This is a genomic window from Micromonospora parva (assembly GCF_000718515.1).
Classification (GTDB): domain Bacteria; phylum Actinomycetota; class Actinomycetes; order Mycobacteriales; family Micromonosporaceae; genus Micromonospora; species Micromonospora parva.
In genome coordinates, this window is the sequence record NZ_JNZS01000009.1 from 252,678 (window position 1) to 276,589 (window position 23,912).

The following is a 23,912-nucleotide window of genomic DNA, read 5'->3' on the forward strand; positions in this document are numbered from 1 at the left end:
GGCAGGATCTGCCAGGTGCAGGTCAGGATGCTTGGTCCATTCGAGGTGCGCACGGACGACGGCGCCGTCATCGACGTGCCGGGTGCGCGGCTGCGCGGGCTGTTGACCGTCCTCGCGCTCAACCCGGGTCACGTGGTCCCGAAGGGGACCCTTGTCGACTGGATCTGGGGCGAACACCCGCCCTCCGACGCGGCCAACTCCCTGCACCGCTTGGTTTCCCGGTTGCGGAAGGCGCTGCCGGAGGGGTCGATCGAGGGGCAGGCGGACGGCTACCGGTTGGTGGTCGAACCCGACGTGGTCGACGCCGTACGGTTCGAACGCCTCGTCGGCCAGGCTCGCGACGACGAGGGCCCGCAGCGGGTACGGCGGCTGCGCGAGGCCCTCGGCCTGTGGCGTGGTGCGGCGATGCAGGACGTCGGTCTGGTCGACAGCACGGCGCTCGACGCGGCGGTCACCCGATTCGACAGGCTGCGTCTGACCGCCATGGAGGATCGCTTCGACGTGGAGGTCAGCCTCGGTCATGGTCCGGAGCTGGTCGCGGAGCTGACCGACCTGGTGGCCGCGCACCCGGTGCGGGAACGGCTGGTCCTCGCGTTGATGCGGGCCCTCGCCGCGAGCGGCCGAGACAACGAGGCCCTGCTCGTGTACCAGCGCACGAGTGCGGCCCTGGCCGACGCGCTGGGCGTCGACCCCTCGCCGGAACTCTCGGCGTTGCACGTCGCGCTCCTGCGCGGCGAGGTGCTTCGGCGCGAGGAGAACCGGAAGACCAACCTTCGTGCCGAGTTGAGCAGCTTCATCGGCAAGGACGAGGCCGTCGCGGAGGTTGGTGCGCTCGTCGCCGAACACCGGCTCACCACCCTGATCGGGCCGGGTGGCTCCGGGAAGACCCGGCTGGCCACGGAGACCGCGCGCAGAATGCTCGACGACGTACCGGACGGCGCCTGGCTTGTCGAGTTCGCCGCCATCGGCCCGGACGGTGACGTGGTGCAGGCGACCCTCGCGGGGCTCGGACTCCGCGACGCTCTGCTCGGCGAGGCACCGAGCATGGAGTTGATCGACCGGCTCGTCGCCGCGATCCGCGAGCGGGAGGCGTTGCTGATCCTGGACAACTGCGAGCACGTGATCGAGTCGGCGGCTGTCCTCGCCGACCGGCTGCTCGGCGAGTGTCGGCGGCTGCGGATCCTCGCCACGAGCAGGGAACCGCTCGGCATCACTGGTGAGGCGCTCTGGCCGGTCGCGCCGTTGGCCCTGCCGGGTGTCGACGCCGACCCCGGCGAGATCGAAACCTCTCCCGCTGTCCGGTTGCTGCGGGACCGGGCGGGCGCGGTGCGGCGGGATCTGGCCGTCGACGCCTCCACGTTGTCGACGATGGCGCGGATCTGTCGGGCGCTGGACGGGATGCCGCTGGCGATCGAACTGGCCGCCGCCAGGTTGCGCACCATGTCCATCGACCAGCTCGCCAGGCGGCTCGACGATCGGTTCCGCCTGCTGACCGGCGGCAGCCGTACCGCGTTGCCCCGGCACCGGACGTTGCGCGCGGTGGTCGACTGGAGTTGGGAGCTGCTGACCGACGCGGAACGGACGGTCCTGCGCCGGCTCTCGGTGTTCTCGGGCGGGGTGAGCCTGGAAGCGGCGGAACGGGTGTGCGCCGGTGACGAGGTCGCGCAGGAGGAGGTGCTTGAGTTGGTCACCGCGCTGGCCGAGAAGTCGCTGTTGGTCGTCGAGGGCGACGAGGTGCCGCGCTACCGGATGCTCGGCACGATCAAGGAGTACGCCGCGCACCGCCTCGCCGAGGCGGGGGAATCGGATCTGGCGCGGCATGCGCACCTGGCGTACTTCACCGAACTCACCGAGACCGCGGAGCCGCAGCTTCGCCGTGCGGACCAGGTGACATGGCTGGCCACTCTCGAAGTCGAGCACGACAACATCGGTTCCGCGATGCGCGGTGCCCTCGCTGCCGGCGAGGCGCACGCGGCCATGCGGCTGGCTGCGGGTGCCGGCTGGTACTGGTGGCTCGGTGGCCACCGGACCGAAGGCATGGAGTTGATCACGGCGGCCACCGAGACGCCTGGTGAGGTCAGCGACGAGATCCGGGCCACGGTGTACGCACTCGTCGTGCTCTTCGTCAACTCGGGGCCGGGTGACGAGCACCAGGCGGCGGAGTGGATCCACAGGGCGTACGAGTTCAGCCAGCGCAGTGACGGCAGCCACCCGGGGACGGCGCTCGTCGTTCCGCTGGAACGCATGTTGCGAGCCCCGGACGCGATCCTGGCCGCATGGGAGCCGCTGCTGAACGACGAGGATCCCTGGGTACGCGCACTGGCCCGGCTGCAACTGGGCAAGATGCGGATCATGCTGGGCCAGGACGGTCGGGTTGTGGACGCATATCTCGTGGCGGCGCTCGCCGAGTTCCGGGCACTCGGCGAACGGTTCGGTATTTCGTTCGCGCTGACCGAGCTGGCGGAGCTGATTGCCGTACGCGGTGAGTTCGCCGGTGCCTGCGAGCTCTACGAGGAGGCGGCCGCTGTCGTCACCGAGGTTGGCACCGTCGAGGACATCATCCGGATACGGTCCCGGCAGGCTCAGCTGTACTGGTTGCTCGGCGATGAGGAGTCCACCGCGACTGCCATGGCCGAGGCGCGGCGGTTCGCGGCGCGGGTTACGTGGCCGGGTGCGTTGGCCGTGCTGGCCCTGTCACAGGCGGAACTCGCTCGCTGGGGTGGTGATGCCGAGGAGGTGGCCCGCCAGGTCGGTGTCGCGACGACCCTGTTGCGCGACGAGGCGAAGGAGGCGCACATCCGCGTGGTCACCCACGACCTGCTCGGTTATGTCGCGGACGATCTCGGTGAGGCGAGCAGACACCATGCCTTGGCCTGCGAGGCGGCAGCCGCGACGGGGCACGCACCCTCGATCGCGCGGGTACTCGTCGGAGTCGCGGACCTGGCGCTGCGCCGTGACCAGTGTGAGCTGGCGGCGGGGTTGCTTGCCGCGAGCACCGGTGTGCGCGGACGGCAGGACCATTCCCAGCCGGACGTGGCCCGGATCGAGCAGGAAGTACGGCGCCGCCTCGGCGAAGTGAGATTCGCAGAGGCGGCGCGAGAAGGTGGTCGGACGGACTGGAGTCAGTTGGTCGCTGTCACGCTCGCTTCGTGAACGTGGAACGCGCCCACAGGTAACCGACGAAAGCGACGCCGACGCACCAGGCGAGGGCGGGGATCACGTCACCGCTGGACGGCGTCCCGTTGAGGAACCCGCGCAGAGTTTCGATGATCGGCGTGAAGGGCTGGTACTCCGCGAACTCCCGCAGCCCGGGTCCCATCTTGTCCGCCGGCACGATCGCGCTGCTGAAGAACGGCAGCATGACCAGCGGTACGGAGGCCAGCCCCGCCGTTTCCGGAGACTTCGCCGAGAGCCCGAGGGCGACCGTGAGCCAGCCGGCGGCGAAGCCGAGCAGCACGATGACGCCGATCGTGCCGAGCCAGCCGAGGAGGCTCGCTGACGGGCTGAATCCGAGTAGGAAGGCCACCCCGACGAGGGCCGCGATGGCGACCAGGTTGGTCAGCACGCTGGCGACGACGTGACCGGTCAGCACCGCACCGCGGGAGACGTGCATGACTTTGAACCGGTTGATGATGCCCTTGGTCATGTCGGAGTTCACAGCGGTCGCGGTGGCCCCCAGCCCGTAGCAGACCGCCAACAGCATCAGTCCGGGAGTCGCGTAGTCGATGTAGTCGACACCGACGCTGAAGGCGTCGCCGAACATGTAGACAAACATCAACATAATCACGATCGGCATCAGAACCGCGTTGAACACCGAGGTCGGATTCCGGGCGATGTGCTTGAAGTTGCGGCGCAACATGACGATCGAGTGGGACTTGGCGCTCATTTCGCGGAAACCTCCTGGGTGCGGCTGCCCGTCAGGGCGAGGAAAACGTCGTCGAGGTCGGGCGTCTGAACGGAGAATCCGTCGGCGCTGATGGCGTACTCGTCGAGCCGGTCTAGCAACGCCCGCAGCGAGGCCGTGCCGCCATCGCTGGGAACGCGCAGGGCCAGTGCCTCGTCGTCCCGCGTGGAGCCGTTGAGCACCCGGGCGGCCGCGTCGAGTTCGGCGACGGTGGTGAACCGCAGCCGGACATGGGTGCCGGGGATCTGGCGTTTGAGTTCGTCGGGCGTGCCCTGGGCGACCAGACGCCCCTGGTCGAGGACGGCGATCCGGTCGGCGAGCTGATCCGCTTCCTCCAGATACTGCGTGGTGAGGAAGATCGTCACGCCGTCGGCCACCAGGTCACGAATGATCGACCACATCGTGCGGCGGCTACGTGGATCCAGGCCCGTCGTCGGCTCGTCGAGGAAGATGATCCGTGGGTCACCGACGAGGGTCATCGCCAGATCCAGCTTGCGGCGCATCCCTCCGGAGTACGTCGACACCGGCTTCTGCGCCGACTCCACCAGGTCGAACCGCTCCAGCAACTCGTTGACGACCCGCTTGCCGGCCTTGGCGGGCACCGGGCTGAGGTCCACCATCAGCTGCAGGTTCTCCCGGCCGGTCAGCAACTCGTCCACCGCCGCGAACTGACCGGTGACACCGATCGCCGCGCGCACCGCCTTGGGCTGGGTGGCGGCGTCGTGCCCTGCGATGCGTACGGTCCCACCGTCGGCCTTCGCCAACGTGGTCAGCACGTTCACCGTCGTCGTCTTGCCCGCCCCGTTCGGACCGAGCAGGGAGAAGATCGTGCCCGCCCGGACATCGAGGTCGATGCCATCGAGCACGACCTTGTCCTTGTAGGCCTTCCGCAGCCCGGAGACCGCAATCGCTGAACTCGTCATGCACCTACCATCGGCGGCCGGACTGTCACCCCCCTGACATGGCCCTGACACGGCCAATGACACGGCAGGGTCAGCGACTCCGCCGGCGGCGCCGGTCGTCGAGCCAGAGCGCCCGCCCTTCACGACTGCGGTAGGCCACGACGCCAGCGATCAGGACGGTGATCAGAATCCCCCAGAACCAGAATCGACCGCCCACCATGCCGGGCGGGTTCGTGGCGCGGGTGCGGCCGGCATTGATCACGTTGTCGGCGACGTCGACGGCGAGGATCTGCTCCGGGGCGGTCATCAGGGTTCGTGGCGCGCTGGCGTCGGGCGTCAACGCCAACACCCGTACGCCGCGCACGTTGGGGTAGGCGGTGCGTTGGTCCAGCTCCAGCGGCTGGTCGAACCGGTCCGGGCTGAGGGGCTCGGGCTGGTAGGCGACCACCAGCGCGGACCCGTCCGGGCCCCAGCCGAGCAGCCGGATGGCGGTCACGCCGGTGACGCCGGGCACTGGCAGCGGTGCGGTGTTCCGGCCGGTGGCGCTGTCGACCCGGCGCAGGCTCCAGTCGGTGCTGCCGGCCTTCCGGCTGATCAGCGTCAACGCCCCGTCCGTCGTCCACGCCCCCTTGCCGGCCAGCCAGCTCTCGGCGGGCAGTTCGAAGGTGGACACCGTCCGGCCGTCCGGGTCGGCGACCGTGACGGTCCGACCGATCTGGTACGCGAGCCGTCCACCTCCGGGGGCGAAGGCCACCGACGAGCCGAAGATCGGCTGTTGAGCGGCGTCAGCCAGCTGGGTCCAGCGTTCACCGTCGAGCGTGACGATGCTCAGCACCCGCCGGTAGCCGCTGCGCGTCGGGTCGGTCGGCACGGTGTCGTCGACCACCAGTTGCCTGCCGTCCGGGGACCAGGCCCTGGGGCTCGTCCCCACACTGTTGGTGACCTTGCTGTGCAGTCGCCGGGTACGACCGGTGACGAGGTCGATGAGATCGACCCGGCCGTCCTCGGAGAGGCCGGCGGGCCGGGCCACGTACCGGCCGTCCGGCGAGAGGATGACCTGCTCGCCGACGGGTGCCTCGTAACCCATCGAGAAGATCCGGTAGCGGTCGGAGTCGGCGCTGACCACGCCGATGATGCCGTCCTCGTCCCAGCCCTGGAGACGTCGCGCCTGCCCGCTGAAGATGACCGACGCGGGCCCGAGCCGGGGTCGGTCGGTGGCGTGCAGCGCACCGAGCGGGGGCAGCGCGATCCGGTCGGGTAGTGCGGCGTCCGCGCCGGCCGCCGGATCCACGACAGGGGTACGCGTCAGCGGGAGCACCGCCCCGGTCAGCGTGGCGAGCACGAGCACCACGACAGCGGCGACGACGGCGCGGCGGCGGGAGCGGCGGGCGGTGGCGAGCGCTCGTTCGTAGACCGGGTAGGCGGGGACGTCGGCCGCGGCGGCGTGCAGCGTCTCGCGGAGTCGGGCGGTCACTGATAGCTCCTCTCCACCGTCGGGTCGATCAGGTCGAGGGCGGTCGCCCGCAGCCGGCGGATGGCGTCGTGGCCGTGCCGCTTGACGGTGCCGACCGAGCAGCCGAGCACCTCGGCCGCCTGGGCTTCGGTCAGGTCCTCGTAGAAGCGCAGCACGATCACGGCGCGCTGGCGAGGGGTGAGCCCGCGCAGCGCGTGCAGCAGACTCAGCCGCAGGGCTGTCGTCTCGGAGTGGTCGTCGCCGGGCCGGTCGGTGGGTTGTGCCTCCAGGCGTTCGGTCAGCCGGCGCCGCCGCCACCAGGAGACCTGCTGGTGGTACATCACCCGCCGCACGTACGCCTCGGGGTCGGTGTCGCGGATCCGCCGCCAGTGCCGGTACGTCCGGGCCAGGGCGCTCTGCAACAGGTCCTCGGCGAGTTGATGGTCGCCGGTGAGCAGGTAGGCCGTCCGGGACAGCGCCGGCGTGCGGTGCACCACGAACTCGTGGAACGTCTCGGTCATCCCCACCCCCTCGCCAGGTAGAACGCCACCTGTCCCGGAAATGGTTGAGGCCGGGGTGAGTCTGGCCGGCAGATGATGACACCTGCCGGGATCGACGGCGGTGGTTCCGGCTGGACCACGGCAGCGGCTAGGGTCCGGCGTGGAGGTGGTCCGTGTTCACCGAAGCCTTTCCGATCGTGACGACACCTGACCTGCCACGACTGATCGCGTTCTACCGGGACGTGGTCGGTTTCGAGCTGACCTACCGGTTCCCGGACGAGGGCGTGCCGGAGTTCGTCGCGCTGCGACTGGGCAGCAGCGAGCTCGGCCTGGCCGCCAACCCGGAGGCTGGCGAGCCGGCCGAGTCGCACCGCTGGGAGTTGTGCGTCTACGCCGACGACTGTGACGCGGCAGTGGGTGCGCTGCGCACCGGTGGAGCGACGGTCACCGAGGAGCCGGTCGACCAGCCCTGGGGTGAGCGATCCGCCCGGGTCACCGACCCCGACGGCAACCGGTTGCTGGTGCTGGCCCGGCTGTAGCCGACAGTGCCGGTCAGGAGCGCTGTCATCGTTTCCAGAACAGGAGGTGGGTGACTCCGCTGGGGCTGGGCACCGACTCGAGGTGGAAGCGGTCGAGCAGTTCGTCGGGGCTGTCCCACAACCGTTCGCCCCGGTGCAGGTCGACGGGTGCGACGGCGATGTGCATCGTGTCGACCAGGTCGGCCTCGAGGAACTCGCGGATCGTGGCCACCCCGCCACCGAGGCGGACGTCCCGACCGGCGGCTGCCTGCTTCGCCCGGGCCAGCGCTTCGGTCGGGCTGGCGTTGAGGAAATGGAACGTGGTGTCGGCCAGTGTGAACGACGGGCGTTCGTGGTGGGTGAGCACGAAGACCGGTGTGTGGAACGGCGGGTTGTCCCCCCACCATCCCGTCCACTCGTGGTCCTTCCAGGGGCCACGCTGCGGGCCGAACTTGTTGCGACCCATGATCTCCGCGCCGATGTTGCACTCGGCGTCGCGGGTCAGGTAGTCGTCCAGGCCGCGACTGCCGCCCGGCTCGGTGCGGTACACGAAGCTGGCGGTGGCGGCACGCCAGGAGAACAGTGGGGTGGGGTCCGCGTGACCGAAGGGGCGTTCCAGGCTCTGCCCCTCTCCGGTGCCGAACCCGTCGCGTGAAACGTTGAAGCACTGCACCCGCAACAGCTGTGACATGGTGTTTCCTCCTTTCCGGTCGGCAGTGGTTCAGTTCGCGGTTGCCGTCGGGCCGCCGCCACGGCCCCGGTCGTCGAGCACAAGCGGGGCGCGACCGCGCACCGCGTACCGGATGTGGGTCACCTGCGGGGTGGTCAGGACGCGGGTGGGCGTCAGTTCGATGCCCTCCCGGTCGCCCAGGTCGAGGTCCGCGTCGAAGACCCGCAGGCCGGTACCGAGCACCACCGGCACGACGTGCAGCTCCAACTCGTCGAGCAGGCCGGCCTTGAGTACCTGACGCACCAGGCTGCCGCCACCGGCCACCGCGACGTCCTTGCCACCGGCCACGGCGCGCGCCTGTTCGACGGCGCTGGCCACACCATCGGTGACGTAGGTGAAGCTGGTGCCTCCCCCCTTCACCAGCCGTTGGCGGGGGCGGTGGGTGACGACGAAGACCGGTGCGCGGAACGGCGGCTCCTCACCCCAGGGGATCTCACCCCCGTCGGCCATCCGGCGGCCCATCACGTACGCGCCGGCCGCGCCGAACGACTCGGCGATCACCTCGGAGTTGGTGTCCTGCTCCCCGCCGCTGAAGCCCTGCCGTTCGCGCCAGGCCGCCGCGTCGGTCGCCCACCGGGTGACCCGGAAGAACTTCGCGCTCTCCGTCGAGCCCATCCAGTCGCCGTTGCCGTCGAACTGCGGGCCGGCGTAGAAGCCGTCCACCGACACCGACAGTTGTGCGGTCACCTTCGTCATCGCGCCTGGTCCTCTCTCGGTCGACACCCCGTCCGGGTGCCGCTCGCCGAGAGGTCGGAGCCGAACGCGATGTCCCTACGAGGAGCCAGTGTGACCCGTGTCACTCATCGGATTGCTCAACAGCCACGTTCCGGCGTGTTCCGGGTCGCGTGACCAGCGCATCCGGGGCCTCTCCTCCGGTCGGGGCCGCCAGTCCCGGTAGGGCGCGAGGGCCACTCGCCAGGCGATCACCGCGAAGACGTAGAGGCCGGGGCCGATCAGCCAGAGCAGGGCGTCGCGGCGGCGGTAGGAGGCGTACGGCGCGAGCCAGGCGGTCGCCGCCATCGGCACCGCGACAGCGCTGACGTCGGCCAGCGGTCCACTGCCGAACCGGAACTCGACCAGCTCGCGGAGGACGAGGGACGGAACGACCACCCCGACCAGCATCGCCACGGTGCGGATCACGCGGATCCGGCGATCCGGGGATACGCGGGCAGCAGCCGCCTCGGTGGCCATCCCCCGAGGGTACGGACTGGTGGCGGCGGTGGACCTAGGACTTCCGGTCGCCGATCGCCGCCTCGATCCGCAGACCGAGACCGGTCAGGATGAGGAAAGCGGCCAGGATCTGCGGCTTCAGCGGCTCATGGCTGGACGGCATGCTGAGCAGTGAGACCACGAAACCCGCCAGCAGTGACAGGGTGCCGAACGCCCGTACCGTGTCGGTCCGGCGTGCCTGTATGTCCATGGCCGAACGGTAGCCAAGGTCGGGCGGCGATGTCGTCCCCGTCGCGGCGATCGACCCTCCACTCCGCAGGGGCAGCGATTTATGGGTGGACGGGTTGCATCTTTTCAAAACAGAGACATTGATCTGCCTGGCTGTGTCCAGTATCGTCGGTCCAAGCCGAGGGCATTGAGGCGGGGCACGGGGCTAGCGCCAAATGCCGCGGCATGGGAGGAAATATGCTGCTGCGTCGCGTCCTGACAATCTTTGCGCTGGCGGCCATCGCCGCTACCGCCACCGCTACACCTGTAATGGCTGCTCCGGCAGGTGGAGTGGAGACCATGGCCACCTCGACGTGCAACAGGTGGATCTCTTACAACGGGGCCGACGTGCCTGCGTACGGGAGTAACGTCAATTGCTCGCTGCGTCGGGGCAATGCGAACTCTGCCGTCTTTCAGCTGCAGGTCACAATGAACGTCTGCTACGAATGGGTTCTCCGTAGCCAGGGCGTCTATCCGCTCACCGCCGATAGCAGTTTCGGTCCAGCTACCGAAAAGGCACTACGAGCCGTTCAGTCTGCGGTAGCCACACCCTCCGACGGAGTGTATGGCCCGAATACCCGTAAGGCCATTTATCACCAGGGTTCAAATGGCACGTCCTGCAGGCAGGTGCCGTAAACCGTAGTCGCTCGGGTCGGAGGGTGGCCGGCGGGCACGCCGCAGGTCGCCCTCCGGCAGACCGCCGTGAGGTCCACAGCGAAACGAGAGCGAGCCCGACCCTGGTGGTGTCCCCGGCTAGGGTGGCGATCATGCGGATTGGCATCGTGATCCTGCCGGACCAGCGGTGGGCGGAGTCGCAGCGTCGTTGGCGCCAGGTCGACGAGTGGGGTTTCGACCACGCCTGGACGTACGACCACCTGGGTTGGCGTGACCTGGTCGACGGCCCGTGGTTCGACTCGATGTCCACGTTGACGGCCGCCGCCACGGTGACCTCGCGGATTCGGCTGGGCACCCTCGTGGCGTCGCCGAACTTCCGGCACCCGGCCGCGTTCGCCCGGCAGATCACCACCGTGGACGACGTCTCGGGCGGTCGGCTGCTGCTCGGCCTGGGCGCGGGCGGCATCGGCTTCGACTCGGCGGTGCTGGGTGGTGAGACGTTGCCACCGCGGCAGCGGGTCGACCGGTTTGCCGAGTTCACCGAGCTGTTGGATCTGATCCTGCGGGAGGACGGCACCACCTGGCGTGGCGACTGGTTCGCCGCGGTGGACGCCCGTAACAATCCCGGCTGCGTGCAGCAGCCCCGGGTGCCGTTCGTGGTGGCCGCCAACGGGCCACGGTCGATGCGGTTGGTGGCCCGGTTCGGGCAGGGCTGGGTGACCACCGGCACCGGTGACGACAACGACCTGGCGGGTTGGTGGGCCAGCGTGTCGGCGCTGTCCGCGCGGATGGACCGGACCCTGGCCGAGGCCGGCCGCGATCCGGCCAGCCTGGACCGCTACCTCTCGCTGGACGCGGCGCCGGTCTTCTCGCTCAGCAGCGCCCAGTTCTTCGCCGATCAGGTCGGCCGGGCCGCCGAGCTGGGCTTCACCGACGTGGTGACGCACTGGCCGCGGGCCAGAAGCTGGTACGCCGGTGACGAGGCCGTCCTGGTGGACGTGGCGACCCGGCTGCTGCCACAACTACGCGGCTGAGTCCGCCGCGCCCGAACCCGCCGGGCTGAGTCCCCGCACCCGAACCCGCCGGGTCAGGTGCCGAGGTCGCCGCCGGCCACCCCACCCTCGCCGCCGGAGACCAGCCGGAAGCGGAGGCAGACGATCGGGGTGTCGTCGTCGACCGGCGTGCCGAGCCGCGCCCAGTAGGCCGAGTGCCCGCCCCGCCACTCCTCGATCGAGCGGTCACCCTCGCCCTCGGCGTGGGCGAAGTCCCAGGGCACGTCGGCGAAACGGACCACCTCGACTCCGGTGATCTCCACGACGCCGGCCAGGGCGTCGTCGTCGTCGACCAGCGCCAGGCGTTCGCCGACGTGCTCCAACTCCTCGCCCTCGTCCGCGTACTCGGCGAGCCGCCCGGCCGTGGCGGTCTTCACCCCGGCCAGCACCAGGGTGTTGAGGGTTGCCCGTAGCTCGCCGGGGGTGCCGAGAGCGAGGGCGCGCAGTTCACCGATCCGAGGCCACATCCTGCCGAGGCTAGGCCAGCACGGGCCGGGACGCTGCCGCAATACCCGTCGCCCCGCTCAGATCAACTGGCCGGCGTAGCCGGGTGCGGTGAGGAGCCGGTCGTCGCCGCTGGCCGCGTACGCGTCGAGGATCGCGTCGGCCAGCTTGACCACGTGCTCGTCGCCGTGCCGGGCCGCGCGGGCGAAGACCTCCGCTGGCGTCGCCGGGGCCACCGTCGGTGGCGCGATGCCGTCGGCCGGGGCGTACACCGAGGTCATGGCCGCCGTCGCGGCCCAGGCCGCGGTGAGGCTTGGCGCCCACAGGGCCCGGTCCAGAGCCGGCAGGGTACGCAGCACAGCGGTCGGCGCGGTCACCGCGTGCACCAGCATGACCGGGTTGGTGTGCCCGAAGCGCAGGTAGTCCAGGCCGGCCCGGTGCACCAGCGTGGTGAGCCCGCGCTGCGCCTCGGCTGGGCTCCGCGCCGGTCGCAGCGCCGCGAGCGCCGGCTCCCACCGGGGTACGTCCGGCAGCCGGCCCAGCCGATCCCGGATGCCCCCGGTCTGGTCGTCGATCCGCGGCACCCCGGCCAGCGCGGCCGCCACGTCGACGTCGCTGGTGCCCGACTGCTCCGGATTGCCGGCGAGCAGTTGGTCGGTGCCGGGGATCGGCTGCCAGCGGGCCGCCCAGTAGCCGAGGGCCTGGCCCAACTCGGCGAGCCGCAGTGGGTTCTCGTCGGCCGAGTCGAGCGCGCGTACGGCGTGCCCGACCCGGATCACCCCGTGGGTGGCACCGGCGGCGATGCCCGGCAGCAGCCGGGGCCACCAGGTGCCGAGCACCGCGCGCCACGGGTGTTCGCGCAGTTGGCCGTCGAAGTAGGTCAACCAGTCGCCGGCGCGCTTCGGGTCGCCCAGCGCTGACCGCCAGTCGTCGATCGGGTGCAGCCCCCGGGGCAGTTCGTCGAGGCGGCCGAGGTAGTCGTCGAGCCAGCGGTGCACCCGTTGCTGGTGCCCGTGCCGGACCAACGCCTCGACTGCCATCGGCCCGTGGTTGGACAACCAGCCCTCGAACTCGGGGCCGGTGCGGTGCAGTCGCTCGTACGCCTCGTCGAGAACTCCGTCACTCATCAGTCGATCGTCAATGCTGAACCTCGCTTGAGGTCAAGCGGGCAGATCGGCGGCGGCGATCAGGCCGGTGATCCGGAGGTCGGCCGCGACGTCGGGCGGGCAGTCCACCGCCACCACGGCGGTGCCCAGCACCTCGGCGCCCCGTGCGGCGCAGATGTCGTAGAGGGCGCGTAGCTGCGCGCCGGTGCGCACCCAGTCGTCCACCACCAGCACCCGGTCGTCGGGGCCGAGGTGTCGGTCCCGTACGGCGAGGTCGACGCGTCGGCCCCGGTAGTCCGGTGGGCTCTGGGCCCAGGTGAGCGGTCCGGCCGGCAGCCGTCCGTCACCGGGTTTGTGTGCGGCCACGAAGCCGACCCCGAGGGCGGTGGCGGCCAACGGCCCCAGCAGCAGCCCGGTGACGGCCGGCGCGAGCACCACGGTGGGCCGGGCGGCCCGGTAGGGCGCGACCAGGGCCGGTCCCAGTTCGGCCAGCACCGTCGGGTCCCGCCACCAACCGGAGATGTCGCTGACCAGGTGACTGGTGCCCGGGCCGGGGTCGATCCACCGGAACAGGGCGGCCAGGCGTTCGGTCAGCTCGGAGGGCATCCGCTCATCCTGCGGTACGGACGGTGGGTCCCGCCGCACCCGGGCCGCCCGGCCCACCCCGGATCGGATGATCGGCTACACGTACCTGTGCAAATGCGGGCATAGCACCATGATCACGTTGACTTCGGAAGTGCTTCTCTCGTTACGGTCCGACCCGGTTTGTTCAGACGACGAAAGGACCGGGCCGGTGGCAGGCAGGCACTCCCGTACCCGCATCTTCTCCTCCCCGGCGGGCATCGTGGCCACCGCGGCGGTCGGCGTCGCCCTCGCGGTCGGCGGCACCGTCGGTGCCGTGCAGCTGGCCTCCGGCTCCGACCAGTCGGGGCAGGTTGCTCTCGACCTCACCCCGACCACCGCCGCGAGCAGCCTCACCCCCAGCTCCCCAAGCGTCTCCCCGAGCGCCAGCGCCTCGCCCAGCGCGACCGCAAGCCCGTCGGCGACCCGGTCGCAGCAGGCCGCCTCCCGGAGCAAGGAGCGCACCACGTCGCCGAAGCCGAAGCCGAAGCCGACCGCGAAGAAGACCACGGCCGCGGCGAAGGTGCTGGAGAGCGGTTCGTGCGGTGCCTCGTTCTATTCCGACGGGCAGCTCACCGCCAACGGCGAGTCGTTCAACCCTGACGCGCTGACCGCCGCGCACAAGACACTGCCGTTCAACACCAAGGTCCGGGTGACCAACCCGGCCAACGGCAAGTCGGTGACGGTGCGGATCAACGACCGCGGCCCGTTCATCGACGGCCGCTGCCTGGATCTCTCCCGGGCCGCCTTCGCCACCATCGCCTCGGTCGACGTGGGCGCGCTCACCGTCCGCTACGAGGTTCTCGGCTGAGCGGCGCGGACGACGCCGATTCGGTCAGCCGACTGGGCCGGCCGGACAGAACCTGCTCGGACGACGGGTCAGGTTCATTCACCGGTTCACGTGGATCAGGCAAACTGTCAGTCGTACCCACGCGACTCCTCCAGTCGGGCCGCCGCCCGCTGAGCCCCGGATCCCGCGCCGGCCTCGGCGCGGCCCTCGTTCTGCTCGCGATCGTGTCGGCGGTGGAGGTGGCGGACGGCCGGGAGGTGCACTACGTCGCGCTCCTGGCCGCCGCACCGGTGCTCGCCGCGGCCCTGGCGTCCTGGCTGGTGGTCCTGGGGGTGGGCGTCGCGGCGACTCTGGTCAGCGTCGGCTTCGCGCTGGTCGCGCCGAAGGTTTCGTTGGACACCTCGGTCAACGTTGTCGCGGTCGCGCTCGTCACCGCGTTGGCAGTGGCGGTGGCCTGGGTTCGCCAGCGGCAGGCCGAGCGGATCGTCGAGCTGACCAAACTCGCCTCGGTGGCCCAGCAGGCGGTGTTGCGCCCGCTCGGACCGCAGGTCGGCACGCTCTCGGTAGCGGGGCGTTACATCTCCTCCACCGCGACGGCCGAGATCGGCGGCGACCTGTACGAGGCGATCGACACCCCCTACGGCGTACGCATGATCATCGGTGACGTGCGAGGCAAGGGCCTGGACGCGGTCCGGCTGGCCAGCATCGTCCTCGGTTCCTACCGGCACGTGGCGTACGAGCGGGCCGACCTGCGGGCCGTCGTCGCCGACCTGGACCGGGCGGTGGCCCGCAACGTCGGGGACGAGGACTTCGTCACGGCGGCACTGGTCGAGGAGCGGGGCGGCACCCTGACGATCGTCAACTGCGGGCATCCGCCGCCGCTGCTGCTGCGTCGGGGCGCGGTGATCCCGCTGGAACCGCCGGCCCCGGCGCCTCCGCTCGGGTTCATGCCGGTGGTCCGCCCCCGGGTCGAACGCCTGGAGCCCGGGGACAGGCTGCTGTTGTTCACCGACGGTCTCGGCGAGGCGCGGCGGGACGGCGAGTTCTTCCCCACCGCCGACCGGGCCTGGCGGCTGCTCGGCCATGGCACTGTCGCCGACGGGCTGGCGTCGCTGGAGACCGCCCTGGTCGAGTGGGTCCACGGCCGGCTCGACGACGACATCGCGCTGGTCCTGATGGAGTACGTGGGTGCTCGTACCAGCGCGGCCGTGGCCGTCCCGAGCTGGGAGGTCGGCGCCGCCGAGAGCTGACTCGGCCGGCGGCACCGCAGGTGTGTAATCGCCGTCACTTGGGTGATCCGCTTGTCGCTGCCTACCCGCGAGTAATACAGTCTGGGTTACTGATCGGTAACACCTGTCCGGAAGCGGGGCCAGCGAGCATGACCCACTACAAGAGCAACCTGCGGGATCTCGAGTTCAACCTGTTCGAGGTCTTCGGGGCGGACCGGGCGTTCGGCCAGGCGCCGTACTCGGAACTCGACGCCGACACGGCCCGCACCTTCCTCGCCGAGCTGGACCGCCTCGCCCGCGAGGATCTGGCCGCCAGCTACACGGACAGTGACCGCAACCCGCCGGTCTTCGATCCGGCCACGCACACCGCGCCGCTGCCGGAGTCGTTCAAGAAGTCGTACCAGGCGTTCATGGACTCCGAGTTCTGGCGCCTGGACCTGCCGCCGCACCTGGGTGGCACCACTGCGCCGCGCGCCCTCTGGTGGGCCCTCGCCGAGCTGGTGCTCGGCTCGAACGCCCCCATCTGGATGTACGCCTCGGGTCCGTCCTTCGCGCACGTGCTGGAGGTCGAGGGCACCGAGCAGCAGAAGCGGTGGGCCAAGCTCTTCATCGACAAGCAGTGGGGCTCCACAATGGTGCTCACCGAGCCGGACGCCGGCTCGGACGTCGGCGCCGGCCGCGCCCGCGCCATCCAGCAGCCGGACGGCTCGTGGCACATCGAGGGTGTGAAGCGCTTCATCACCTCCGGTGAGCACGACCTCACCGACAACATCGTGCACTACGTGCTGGCCCGCCCGGTGGGCGTGGAGGGGGTCGGTGGCCCCGGCACCAAGGGCCTGTCGCTCTTCGTGGTGCCGAAGTTCCACTTCGACGAGACCACCGGCGAGCTGGGCGAGCGCAACGGCGTCTACGCCACCAACGTCGAGCACAAGATGGGCCTGAAGGTCTCCAACACCTGCGAGCTGACCTTCGGCGAGCACGGCGTACCGGCCAAGGGCTGGCTGCTGGGCGACAAGCACGACGGCATCCGGCAGATGTTCATGATCATCGAGTACGCCCGGATGCTGGTCGGCACCAAGGCCATCGCCACCCTCTCCACCGGCTACCTCAACGCCCTGGAGTACGCGAAGAACCGGGTGCAGGGCGCCGACCTGATCCAGCAGGCGGACAAGACCGCGCCCCGCGTCACCATCACCCACCACCCGGACGTGCGCCGCTCGCTGTTGATGCAGAAGTCGTACGCCGAGGGTCTGCGCGCCCTGGTCCTCTACACCGCCACCTGGCAGGACAAGGTCGCGATCGCCGAGGCGGCCGGCGACGAGAAGGCCACCAAGCTGGCGAAGCGGGTCAACGACCTGCTGCTGCCGCTGGTCAAGGGCGTTGGTTCGGAGCGGGCGTACGAACTGCTCGGGCACGAGGCCCTGCAGACCTTCGGCGGCTCCGGCTTCCTGCAGGACTACCCGCTGGAGCAGTACGTCCGGGACGCCAAGATCGACACCTTGTACGAGGGCACCACCGCCATCCAGAGCCTGGACCTGATCTTCCGCAAGATCGTGCGGGACAACGGCAAGGCGCTGATGGCGGTGGCCGGCGAGATCCAGGAGTTCATCTCCTCCGAGGCGGGCAACGGTCAGCTCAAGGACGAGCGGCAGGCGCTCGGCAAGGCGCTCGCCGAGGTGCAGAACATCCTCGGTGTGATGACGGGCTGGCTGGGCGAGGCGCAGGGCGGCGACACCCGCGCCCTCTACAAGGTCGGGCTGAGCAGCCGGCGGTTCCTGCTGGCGATCGGCGACCTGGTGGTCGGTTGGCTGCTGCAGCGGCAGGCCGACGTGGCGCTGAAGGCGCTGGCCGGCGAGGTTTCCGCCAGTGACAAGGCGTTCTACACCGGCAAGGTGGCCGCTTCCCGCTTCTTCGCCCGTGAGGTGCTGCCCCGCATCGGTGCCGACCGGCGGATCATCGAGGGCACGGACCTCGACATCATGGACCTCCCGGAGGAGGCCTTCTGAGCGTGCCACGGCACGTCTGACGGTTTCGGGTCGCACCACCCGACGCCGCAACGGCCGGCGGGGCTGTCTGCCTCGCCGGCCGTCGCCGTCCCACCCCGCGTCGGGCACGTATTCGGCGAGCCCGGTCGGGTATGCCGGTGGCGTGGCGGGTAACCGTCGCGTGACCTCGAAAGGGAACGCCCAGAGCCACCGCACGGGGGAGTGCAGCGCACATGGGTGTAGGTAGCGGCATTTTTCTCATCGCGATCGGCGCGATCCTGACCTTCGCGCTGAGAGCCAACGTCTGGTGGATCGACGTACGCGCGGTCGGCTGGGTGTTCATCCTGGCTGGGCTGGCCGTCCTGCTGACCACGCTCTGGTTCTGGCAGGACCGGCGCAAGCGGGCCCGAACCCTCATCGTGGAGGAGAACCGGCTGTCTCATCCGACGGCGATGATGCCGCCACCGCCGGACCCGCCGCCACCGACCGCGCCGCCGTCCTGATCCCCACCCAGGCTGGACGCGTACCGCTGAGCCACCCGTCGACTGCCGGCGGGTGGCTCAGTCGCGTGCGGTGTGGCGGGCCGTGAGCGGCGCTCCCGCCCTGCTCCACTGCGACCAGCCGACCGGGCAGCGGTGTACCGCCAACTCGGCGGTGCGCAACCCCCCGTCGTCGACACCCTCGGGGTCGAAGAGCGCCGAGAGCAGCGAGATGCCTGGATTGTGAGCAATGAGCAGTGCCGTGCGGGCCGCCGGGTCCACCGTGCGGACCAGCGACAACAACTCCTCGGGGTGCGCGTCGTACGCGCCCGGCTCATAACGGACGGTCGGGCGGGGACCGGTCGGGCCACCCTCCGGCGGGGAACCGGTCATCCCCATCGCCACGCCGTGCCAGGTCTGCCGGGTGCGGCGGGCCGTCGAGCAGATCACCACGTCGGGCAGCAGCCCGTGGTGCGCCAACCAGGCCCCCGCCGCGGCCGCGTCGGCGGTCCCGCGGGCGCTCAATGGCCGTTCGGCGTCGTCCGCCGCGTCGTTGCCCTGCTCGGCCTTCGCGTGCCGCAGCAACACCAGTGTCCGTGTGTCGGGGTCGGCGTCCGTCATGGTCCCAGCTTGCCCGATTGGCGATCTCCGTGCCGGGGTAAGTCGATGGATGCCGCACCCCTACCGACGGCCGCGGCGCGAGGTACGCCAGGTTCGAGCCGAGGAGCGAGACATGGGCATTGGTGGCAGCATCTTCTTGATCGCGATAGGCGCGATCTTCGCGTTCGCAGTGGAGGCCGACCTGGGTTGGCTTGACCTGTCAGTGGTCGGCTGGGTGCTGATGCTGGCCGGCGTCGCCGGTCTGCTCGTCACCCTCTACTTCTGGAGCAGCCGCCGCCGCGCGGTGGTCGCCGCGCCGGTGCGCGAGGAGCGCGTGGTGGCCGACCGGGTCGTTCCGGTCCAGAACGACCAGGTCGTGCAGGAGTACCGCGAGGTGCGTAGGCCGGGCCGACCGGTCTGATCCTCGCTCACGCACTCCGGGGTCCCGCAGCGTCGCGGGGCCCCGGCTCGCGTTCGGCCCCAGCTTCGGAGCCGCGCCCCCGCGCCCCCGCGGATCGTGAGGTGGGATGCGGTGCCCGATCCCGGGGGAGCCGCCGATCCCGGAGTTCGGGTCAGGCGAAAAGCGCGAAGTAGATGGCGATGTGGTGACAGAGCGCCGCCAGCAGCGTGCAGGCGTGGAAGAACTCGTGGTGGCCGAAGACGGTCGGCCACGGATTGGGCCGCCGCAACGCGTAGAAGACCGCGCCCACGCTGTAGATCGCGCCGCCGACGACCAGCAGCACCAGCGCCGCGACGCCGCCGCCGTGCAGGATCTCCGGCAGCATGGCCACCGCCACCCAGCCCAGCGCCAGGTAGAGCGGCGCGGACACCCAGCGCGGGGCGTGCGGCCAGACCACCTTGACCGCCACGCCGGCCAGCGCGCCACCCCAGACCAGGGCCAGCATCACCGTGGCAGGCCGGGGCGCGAGCAGCATCACGCAGAGCGGTGTGTACGTGCCGGCGATGAACACGAAGATCATCGAGTGGTCCATCCGGCGCATCAGCTGGTAGCCGCGCTCCGACCACACCCGACGGTGGTACAACGCGCTCGTGCCGAAGAGCCCGCAGACCGTCAGGCTGTAGATGAGGCAGCTCACCAGTGGCGCCCATCCCGGCCTGGTGGCGGCGATCGAGCAGAGCACGATGCCGCAGACCACGGCGACGAAGAAGGCGTACGTGTGGAGCCAGCCGCGCATCCGAGGCTTACCGATGTCGACCGGCTTCAGGCGAAGCGGGGCGGAGGTGGTCACCTAGCCAGGTTACGACACCGTAGGTTACTTGTAAGTAGTGGCGTTGGTGACACCGGGCACCATCACCGTGAACACCGGATCGGCGGCACATCGGCGAGGATGAGCGGATGCGGATCCGACCGGTCGGGGCGCACGCCCTGCTCCTCGACTGCACCACGCCCACCGACGTCCCCGAGGCCGCGCTCGTCGAAGCGTGGCGCAGCGAACTGTGGCGGCGTCGGGAACGGGGCGACCTGATCGCCGTCGAGATCGTGCCGGCGGCCCGGACCGTGCTGCTCGACGGCCTGCCCGACCCGACCGCCACCGCCCGGCAGCTGACCCGATGGGCGTCCGCCGTCGCCGCCGCGGCCACCGGCCCCGAGCACACCAGAGCCGCAGGCCACAACGCCGACGCCGACGCCGACGCCAGCGCCGCCGCCAACCCCGACGCCGACGCGGCGGACGTGGTCGTGCCCGTCTCCTTCGACGGGCCGGACCTGCCGGCGGTGGCCGACCACTGGGGCGTGGACGTGTCAGCGGTGCGGCAGCGGATCACCAGCACCAGGTTCCGGGTCGCGTTCTGCGGCTTCGCCCCCGGCTTTCCCTACCTGACCGGGCTGCCCGCCGAGTTGGCGCTGCCCCGGCTGGCCACGCCCCGACCCCGGGTCCCGGCCGGCTCGGTCGCGCTGGCCGGCCCGTACGCCGGCATCTATCCGGGCGCGTCGCCCGGCGGCTGGCAGCTGGTCGGCCGGACCGACCTGGTGCTGTTCGACGTCGCCGCCGATCCGCCGGCCCGCCTCAACCCGGGCACCACCGTCCGGATGGTGGCGGCGTGACCCACCCGGGCGCCATCGAGGTGCTCCGCGCCGGCGCGCTCACCACAGTGCAGGACCTCGGCCGGCCCGGCTGGGCGCACCTGGGCGTACCCCGCTCCGGCGCCCTCGACCCGGCCGCCCTGCGGCTGGCCAACCGGCTGGTCGGCAACCCGGAGCACGCGGCCGGCCTGGAGATCACCCTGACCGGTTGCACAGTGCGGCTGACCCGGGCCACCACTGTCGCGGTCACCGGTGCCGAGGTCCCGGTCCAGGCGGGTGCTCGGCCCGGTGACACCGGACGCCCGCTCAGCGTGCCGGCCGGCACGGTGCTGCGGATCGGCCCCGCCCGCCGGGGCGTACGGAGCTGGCTGGCGGTCGCGGGCGGCATCGACGTGCCACCGGTGCTCGGCAGCCGGGCCACCGACACCCTCTCCGGGCTCGGCCCACCTGCGCTGCGGGACGGCGACCGGCTGCCACTGGGCAGACCGGTCGCCGCACCCGCGCCGGTCGACTCGACCAGCTGCGCCCACCCCGAGCCGGAGCTGCACCTGACGCTCGGCCCCGGCCCCCGCGAGGACTGGTTCACGCCGACTGCGTTCGACCGGCTCTTCGGCAGCGCGTACACCATCAGCCCGGTGAGCAACCGGGTCGGCGCGCGCCTCGCCGGCGCGCCGCTGCCCCGCGCGGTCGCCGGCGAACTCCCCAGCGAGGGCATCGTGCTCGGCGCGGTACAGGTGCCGGCGGACGGACAACCCCTGATCTTCCTCGCGGACCATCCGACCACCGGCGGATACCCCGTCATCGGGGTGGTCACCGACGTGACAGCGCTCGCGCAGGCACGGCCAGGTACTACCGTCAGATTCCATGGACCTCAACGCTGACCTGGGCGAGGGATTCGGCATCTGGCGACTCGGCGACGACAACGCGCTGCTGGACCTGGTGACCTCCGCCAACGTCGCCTGCGGCTTCCACGGCGGCGACCCGTCCACCATGCGGCGGGTCTGCGAGGGCGCCGCGCACCGTGGGGTGGCGGTGGGCGCGCAGGTCGGCTACCGCGACCTGGCCGGCTTCGGCCGGCGGCACATCGCGTACGACTTCGCCGAGCTCCGCGACGAGGTGACCTACCAGCTCGGGGCGCTGGACGCGTTCTGCCGGCTGTTCCGCACCCGGGTCCGCTACCTCAAGCCGCACGGCGCGCTCTACCACGCGGCCAGCATCGACGAATCCCAGGCGGCGGCGGTGGTCGCGGCGGTCACCGGCTACGACCCCGAGCTGCCGGTGCTCTGCCTGCCCGGGTCGACCCTCGCCCAACTCGCCGTCGGTGCCGGTCTGCCGGTGGTGGCCGAGGCCTTCGCCGACCGCGCCTACCTGCCCAACGGGGCGCTGGTGCCGCGCGGCACCCCGGGCGCGGTGATCACCGACCCCGAGCAGGTCGCCGAACGGGCGGTGCGGATGGCCACGCACCGCAGCGTGGTGGCTGTCGACGGCACCGTCATCCCCTGCTCGGTCGACTCGATCTGCGTGCACGGCGACACCCCGGGCGCGGTCTCCGCAGCCGAACTCGTCCGCGCCACCCTGATCGACGCCGACATCACGCTCGCCCCGTTCGCCTGACCGGAGGGGCCCCGCGCGGGCCCCTCCGACCAGGTCAGGCGTCCAGACCGCGGAGCACCAGTGGCAGCCGCGTCACGGCACCGTCGACCACCCGGACCGGTACGCCCCAGTCCTGCCGGGTCAGGTGGCACGCCGCGTGCTCCACGTCCGCGTCACAGGTCGCCGCCTGAGCCGTCACCTGGAGCACGCCAGCGGTGACCTCGCCGTTGAGCACCAGCCGACGGGACAGCTCGGTGCCCGTCCCGGCACCCTCCACCAGCAGCTCCGGCGGGGACGCCGACACCACCAACCGCGTCGACGGCCCGTACGTCTCGTCCAACTTCTGCCCCGGCGCCGGGGTGAAGACGATGTCCAGGGTGACCTCGCCGGCCGCGAGATCAGTCGGCTTGCGCTCGGTGCGGTGCCGGGGGCCGTCCACCGTGCTGGCCCCCGCCGCCGACAGGGCACCCGGCGCGAGCCGGGTCAACCGGTGCGCGGCCGACTCCACCACCAGCACCTCACCGGACGGGGTGAGCACCAGGTCGCTCGGCTCCGCCAACCCGTCCGCCACGGTGGAGACCTGGTTGCTGTCCGGGTCGAAGCGGCGCACCGCGCCGTTGTACGTGTCAGCGATCAGCACCGAGCCGTCCGGCAGCGCGCACACGCCCAGCGGGTGTTGCAGCAGCGCCGACTCCGCCGGACCGTCCACGTGCCCGAAATCGAACAGGCCCTGCCCGACGGCGGTGCCCAGCACGCCGTTCTCCACGTACCGGATCGCGCTGCTCTCGCTGTCAGCCACCCAGAGCCGGGTGCCGTCGACCGAGACGGAGAGCCCCGACGGCTGGGCCATCCACGCCTCGGCCAGCGGGCCGTCGCGCAGCGCCTCCACTGTGGTGCCGGCGTACATGCCGGCGGTCCGCTTGATCGGGTCGAACCACCACAGCTGGTGGATACCGGCCATCGCGATGATCAGCTTGTCGTCGTACCAGGCCAGATCCCACGGTGAGGAGAGGTCGACGGCGAGCGCGTCGTGGGCGTGGTCGTCGACCTCGGCGCGCCACTGCCGGCCGCTGCCGGCCACCGTGACCACCTCGCCGGACTCCAGCCGCACGCCGCGCAGCAGGTGGTTGACGGTGTCGGCCACCACCAGGTCGTAACCGGCCACCTCGGCCACGTGCGTGGGCAGCAGGCACACGCCCTGCGGCTCGGAGAACGTCGCGGTGGCCGCCGGCCCGTCCGCCCGACCCCGCTCACCCGAGCCGATCCGCCGCACCGGCGTCTCACCGTCCGGCTCGACCTCGACCACCGAGTGCCGGGCCGAGTCCGAGACCAGCAGGTTGCCGTTCGGCAGCAGCGTCGCCTTTCCCGGGAAGCGCAGCGCGGTCTCCGGTGCCGGCGGCGGGACGTACGGGCCGTCCCCCCGGTGCAGGGTGCCCTTGGCCTCGTGGGTGGCGACCAACTCGTCGATCAGCCGGGCGAGCCCTTCGGCGTGCCCCTCGCCGGCCATGGTGGCCACCACGTAACCCTCGGGGTCGATCACCGACAGGGTCGGCCAGGCCCGGGCCGCGTACTGCTGCCACATGTCCAGCTCAGGATCGTCGAGGACGGGGTGGTGCACCCCGTACCGCTCCACGGCGGCGGCGAGCGCGTCGGCGTCCTTCTCGTGCTCGAACTTCGGCGAGTGCACGCCGATCACGACGAGCACGTCGCCGTACTTCTCCTCCAGCGGGCGCAGCTCGTCGAGCACGTGCAGGCAGTTGATACAGCAGAACGTCCAAAAATCCGCGATGACGATCTTGCCGCGAAGGTCGGCGAGCTTGAGGTCGCGTCCACCGGTGTTCAGCCAGCCCCGACCGCGCAGTTCGGGAGCCCGTACTCGTGCGCTCATGCACCCATCGTGCCTGACCATC

Annotated in this window: 26 protein-coding genes; 12 read left to right on the forward strand and 14 right to left on the reverse strand. The window is 71.1% G+C overall.

All coding sequences use genetic code 11. The features are described 5' to 3' along the window. Nucleotides 1-15 precede the first annotated feature (15 nt). Nucleotides 16-3,153, forward strand: a complete 3,138-nt coding sequence (locus IF22_RS0114075) for an ATP-binding protein (RefSeq protein WP_030332023.1) — start codon at nucleotides 16-18, stop codon at nucleotides 3,151-3,153. On the opposite strand, the gene IF22_RS0114080 is transcribed toward IF22_RS0114075, so the two are convergent. The 4 genes from IF22_RS0114080 to IF22_RS0114095 form a co-directional block, all read right to left on the reverse strand. After that, on the reverse strand, nucleotides 3,137-3,886 hold the full coding sequence (locus IF22_RS0114080; protein WP_030332025.1) for an ABC transporter permease: 750 nt from the start codon (nucleotides 3,884-3,886) through the stop codon (nucleotides 3,137-3,139). The two genes, IF22_RS0114075 and IF22_RS0114080, sit on opposite strands and share 17 nt — an antisense overlap. After that, complete coding sequence (locus IF22_RS0114085; RefSeq protein WP_030332028.1) at nucleotides 3,883-4,827, reverse strand: daunorubicin resistance protein DrrA family ABC transporter ATP-binding protein; 945 nt, start codon at nucleotides 4,825-4,827, stop codon at nucleotides 3,883-3,885. The genes IF22_RS0114080 and IF22_RS0114085 overlap by 4 nt, the downstream gene beginning before the upstream one ends. Before the next feature lie 70 nt (nucleotides 4,828-4,897). Beyond that, on the reverse strand, nucleotides 4,898-6,280 hold the full coding sequence (locus IF22_RS0114090; protein WP_030332030.1) for a WD40 repeat domain-containing protein: 1,383 nt from the start codon (nucleotides 6,278-6,280) through the stop codon (nucleotides 4,898-4,900). Continuing rightward, on the reverse strand, nucleotides 6,277-6,780 hold the full coding sequence (locus IF22_RS0114095; protein WP_030332032.1) for a SigE family RNA polymerase sigma factor: 504 nt from the start codon (nucleotides 6,778-6,780) through the stop codon (nucleotides 6,277-6,279). Before IF22_RS0114095 ends, IF22_RS0114090 begins: the two co-directional genes overlap by 4 nt. A gap of 176 nt (nucleotides 6,781-6,956) precedes the next feature. On the opposite strand from IF22_RS0114095, the gene IF22_RS0114100 reads away from it, so the two are divergent. After that, nucleotides 6,957-7,298 carry a VOC family protein gene (locus tag IF22_RS0114100; protein ID WP_245233624.1) on the forward strand — a complete coding sequence of 114 codons (342 nt, stop codon included), beginning with the start codon at nucleotides 6,957-6,959 and terminating at the stop codon, nucleotides 7,296-7,298. Between the two features lie 25 nt (nucleotides 7,299-7,323). On the opposite strand, the gene IF22_RS0114105 is transcribed toward IF22_RS0114100, so the two are convergent. From IF22_RS0114105 to IF22_RS0114120, 4 genes are all read right to left on the reverse strand, one after another. Beyond that, the gene (locus tag IF22_RS0114105) at nucleotides 7,324-7,968 is read right to left on the reverse strand and encodes a dihydrofolate reductase family protein (RefSeq protein WP_030332036.1); all 645 of its coding nucleotides are present in this window, start codon (nucleotides 7,966-7,968) and stop codon (nucleotides 7,324-7,326) included. Between the two features lie 30 nt (nucleotides 7,969-7,998). Next, a complete protein-coding gene (locus IF22_RS0114110; RefSeq protein ID WP_030332037.1) occupies nucleotides 7,999-8,703 on the reverse strand; it encodes a dihydrofolate reductase family protein in 705 nt (234 codons plus the stop codon). A 75-nt stretch (nucleotides 8,704-8,778) separates the two neighbouring features. After that, nucleotides 8,779-9,198, reverse strand: a complete 420-nt coding sequence (locus tag IF22_RS0114115; RefSeq protein WP_156057559.1) for a hypothetical protein — start codon at nucleotides 9,196-9,198, stop codon at nucleotides 8,779-8,781. 34 nt (nucleotides 9,199-9,232) lie between these two features. Next, the gene (locus IF22_RS0114120; protein ID WP_030332039.1) at nucleotides 9,233-9,427 is read right to left on the reverse strand and encodes a hypothetical protein; all 195 of its coding nucleotides are present in this window, start codon (nucleotides 9,425-9,427) and stop codon (nucleotides 9,233-9,235) included. Between the two features lie 446 nt (nucleotides 9,428-9,873). Here IF22_RS0114120 and IF22_RS36445 point away from each other — a divergent pair, with 446 nt between their 5' ends. After that, nucleotides 9,874-10,080, forward strand: coding sequence for a peptidoglycan-binding domain-containing protein (locus IF22_RS36445; RefSeq protein ID WP_369009997.1), 207 nt, complete (start codon nucleotides 9,874-9,876; stop codon nucleotides 10,078-10,080). Between the two features lie 131 nt (nucleotides 10,081-10,211). After that, complete coding sequence (locus IF22_RS0114125; protein ID WP_030332040.1) at nucleotides 10,212-11,093, forward strand: LLM class flavin-dependent oxidoreductase; 882 nt, start codon at nucleotides 10,212-10,214, stop codon at nucleotides 11,091-11,093. A gap of 53 nt (nucleotides 11,094-11,146) precedes the next feature. Here the strand turns inward: IF22_RS0114125 and IF22_RS0114130 are convergent, their stop codons facing one another. The 3 genes from IF22_RS0114130 to IF22_RS0114140 are packed head-to-tail and all read right to left on the reverse strand — an operon-like array spanning nucleotide 11,147 to nucleotide 13,267. Further along, nucleotides 11,147-11,578: an ASCH domain-containing protein gene (locus IF22_RS0114130; protein WP_036411454.1), complete on the reverse strand. Its 432-nt coding sequence runs from the start codon at nucleotides 11,576-11,578 to the stop codon at nucleotides 11,147-11,149. Nucleotides 11,579-11,635: 57 nt separating this feature from the next. Next, nucleotides 11,636-12,682, reverse strand: a complete 1,047-nt coding sequence (locus IF22_RS0114135; protein WP_030332042.1) for a questin oxidase family protein — start codon at nucleotides 12,680-12,682, stop codon at nucleotides 11,636-11,638. Nucleotides 12,683-12,715: 33 nt separating this feature from the next. Beyond that, nucleotides 12,716-13,267 (reverse strand): phosphoribosyltransferase family protein, encoded by a 552-nt coding sequence (locus IF22_RS0114140; RefSeq protein WP_030332043.1) that lies wholly within the window; start codon nucleotides 13,265-13,267, stop codon nucleotides 12,716-12,718. Nucleotides 13,268-13,454: 187 nt separating this feature from the next. Here IF22_RS0114140 and IF22_RS0114145 point away from each other — a divergent pair, with 187 nt between their 5' ends. The 4 genes from IF22_RS0114145 (at nucleotide 13,455) to IF22_RS0114160 (ending at nucleotide 17,789) form a co-directional block, all read left to right on the forward strand. Next, on the forward strand, nucleotides 13,455-14,093 hold the full coding sequence (locus IF22_RS0114145) for a septal ring lytic transglycosylase RlpA family protein (RefSeq protein WP_030332045.1): 639 nt from the start codon (nucleotides 13,455-13,457) through the stop codon (nucleotides 14,091-14,093). 104 nt (nucleotides 14,094-14,197) lie between these two features. Then, nucleotides 14,198-15,322 (forward strand): PP2C family protein-serine/threonine phosphatase, encoded by a 1,125-nt coding sequence (locus IF22_RS0114150; protein ID WP_030332047.1) that lies wholly within the window; start codon nucleotides 14,198-14,200, stop codon nucleotides 15,320-15,322. A gap of 128 nt (nucleotides 15,323-15,450) precedes the next feature. Further along, nucleotides 15,451-17,307 (forward strand): acyl-CoA dehydrogenase, encoded by a 1,857-nt coding sequence (locus IF22_RS0114155; protein ID WP_030332050.1) that lies wholly within the window; start codon nucleotides 15,451-15,453, stop codon nucleotides 17,305-17,307. Between the two features lie 212 nt (nucleotides 17,308-17,519). Next, entirely contained in the window at nucleotides 17,520-17,789 is a 270-nt protein-coding gene (locus tag IF22_RS0114160; protein WP_030332052.1) for a DUF6458 family protein, read from the forward strand. A gap of 57 nt (nucleotides 17,790-17,846) precedes the next feature. On the opposite strand, the gene IF22_RS0114165 is transcribed toward IF22_RS0114160, so the two are convergent. Beyond that, a complete protein-coding gene (locus IF22_RS0114165; protein ID WP_030332054.1) occupies nucleotides 17,847-18,386 on the reverse strand; it encodes a SixA phosphatase family protein in 540 nt (179 codons plus the stop codon). A 112-nt stretch (nucleotides 18,387-18,498) separates the two neighbouring features. Between IF22_RS0114165 and IF22_RS0114170 the strand changes: the two genes are divergently transcribed. Then, nucleotides 18,499-18,786 carry a DUF6458 family protein gene (locus IF22_RS0114170; RefSeq protein WP_030332055.1) on the forward strand — a complete coding sequence of 96 codons (288 nt, stop codon included), beginning with the start codon at nucleotides 18,499-18,501 and terminating at the stop codon, nucleotides 18,784-18,786. 151 nt (nucleotides 18,787-18,937) lie between these two features. Here IF22_RS0114170 and trhA read toward each other — a convergent pair whose 3' ends face one another. Next, entirely contained in the window at nucleotides 18,938-19,615 is a 678-nt protein-coding gene (gene trhA / locus IF22_RS0114175; protein WP_030332057.1) for a PAQR family membrane homeostasis protein TrhA, read from the reverse strand. A gap of 107 nt (nucleotides 19,616-19,722) precedes the next feature. Between trhA and IF22_RS0114180 the strand changes: the two genes are divergently transcribed. From IF22_RS0114180 to IF22_RS0114190, 3 genes are read left to right on the forward strand one after another with little or no spacing between them, the layout of a single operon-like run. Further along, nucleotides 19,723-20,430 carry a 5-oxoprolinase subunit B family protein gene (locus IF22_RS0114180; RefSeq protein ID WP_030332059.1) on the forward strand — a complete coding sequence of 236 codons (708 nt, stop codon included), beginning with the start codon at nucleotides 19,723-19,725 and terminating at the stop codon, nucleotides 20,428-20,430. Further along, nucleotides 20,328-21,290 carry a 5-oxoprolinase subunit C family protein gene (locus tag IF22_RS0114185; RefSeq protein WP_425339847.1) on the forward strand — a complete coding sequence of 321 codons (963 nt, stop codon included), beginning with the start codon at nucleotides 20,328-20,330 and terminating at the stop codon, nucleotides 21,288-21,290. The genes IF22_RS0114180 and IF22_RS0114185 overlap by 103 nt, the downstream gene beginning before the upstream one ends. Beyond that, nucleotides 21,274-22,023, forward strand: a complete 750-nt coding sequence (locus tag IF22_RS0114190; RefSeq protein WP_030332063.1) for a LamB/YcsF family protein — start codon at nucleotides 21,274-21,276, stop codon at nucleotides 22,021-22,023. Before IF22_RS0114185 ends, IF22_RS0114190 begins: the two co-directional genes overlap by 17 nt. Before the next feature lie 34 nt (nucleotides 22,024-22,057). On the opposite strand, the gene IF22_RS0114195 is transcribed toward IF22_RS0114190, so the two are convergent. Further along, the gene (locus IF22_RS0114195) at nucleotides 22,058-23,890 is read right to left on the reverse strand and encodes an NHL domain-containing thioredoxin family protein (protein ID WP_030332064.1); all 1,833 of its coding nucleotides are present in this window, start codon (nucleotides 23,888-23,890) and stop codon (nucleotides 22,058-22,060) included. Between the last annotated feature and the right edge of the window lie 22 nt (nucleotides 23,891-23,912).

Bases quoted from the DNA above. Each gene is read 5' to 3' on its own strand.
- IF22_RS0114080 (WP_030332025.1), bottom strand. From the start codon at position 3,886: ATGAGCGCCAAGTCCCACTCGATCGTCATGTTGCGCCGCAACTTCAAG.
- IF22_RS0114085 (WP_030332028.1), bottom strand. From the start codon at position 4,827: ATGACGAGTTCAGCGATTGCGGTCTCCGGGCTGCGGAAGGCCTACAAG.
- IF22_RS0114095 (WP_030332032.1), bottom strand. From the start codon at position 6,780: ATGACCGAGACGTTCCACGAGTTCGTGGTGCACCGCACGCCGGCGCTG.
- IF22_RS0114105 (WP_030332036.1), bottom strand. From the start codon at position 7,968: ATGTCACAGCTGTTGCGGGTGCAGTGCTTCAACGTTTCACGCGACGGG.
- IF22_RS0114110 (WP_030332037.1), bottom strand. From the start codon at position 8,703: ATGACGAAGGTGACCGCACAACTGTCGGTGTCGGTGGACGGCTTCTAC.
- IF22_RS0114115 (WP_156057559.1), bottom strand. From the start codon at position 9,198: ATGGCCACCGAGGCGGCTGCTGCCCGCGTATCCCCGGATCGCCGGATC.
- IF22_RS0114120 (WP_030332039.1), bottom strand. From the start codon at position 9,427: ATGGACATACAGGCACGCCGGACCGACACGGTACGGGCGTTCGGCACC.
- IF22_RS36445 (WP_369009997.1), top strand. From the start codon at position 9,874: ATGAACGTCTGCTACGAATGGGTTCTCCGTAGCCAGGGCGTCTATCCG.
- IF22_RS0114125 (WP_030332040.1), top strand. From the start codon at position 10,212: ATGCGGATTGGCATCGTGATCCTGCCGGACCAGCGGTGGGCGGAGTCG.
- IF22_RS0114130 (WP_036411454.1), bottom strand. From the start codon at position 11,578: ATGTGGCCTCGGATCGGTGAACTGCGCGCCCTCGCTCTCGGCACCCCC.
- IF22_RS0114135 (WP_030332042.1), bottom strand. From the start codon at position 12,682: ATGAGTGACGGAGTTCTCGACGAGGCGTACGAGCGACTGCACCGCACC.
- IF22_RS0114140 (WP_030332043.1), bottom strand. From the start codon at position 13,267: ATGCCCTCCGAGCTGACCGAACGCCTGGCCGCCCTGTTCCGGTGGATC.
- IF22_RS0114155 (WP_030332050.1), top strand. From the start codon at position 15,451: ATGACCCACTACAAGAGCAACCTGCGGGATCTCGAGTTCAACCTGTTC.
- IF22_RS0114160 (WP_030332052.1), top strand. From the start codon at position 17,520: ATGGGTGTAGGTAGCGGCATTTTTCTCATCGCGATCGGCGCGATCCTG.
- IF22_RS0114165 (WP_030332054.1), bottom strand. From the start codon at position 18,386: ATGACGGACGCCGACCCCGACACACGGACACTGGTGTTGCTGCGGCAC.
- IF22_RS0114170 (WP_030332055.1), top strand. From the start codon at position 18,499: ATGGGCATTGGTGGCAGCATCTTCTTGATCGCGATAGGCGCGATCTTC.
- IF22_RS0114180 (WP_030332059.1), top strand. From the start codon at position 19,723: ATGCGGATCCGACCGGTCGGGGCGCACGCCCTGCTCCTCGACTGCACC.
- IF22_RS0114190 (WP_030332063.1), top strand. From the start codon at position 21,274: ATGGACCTCAACGCTGACCTGGGCGAGGGATTCGGCATCTGGCGACTC.
- IF22_RS0114195 (WP_030332064.1), bottom strand. From the start codon at position 23,890: ATGAGCGCACGAGTACGGGCTCCCGAACTGCGCGGTCGGGGCTGGCTG.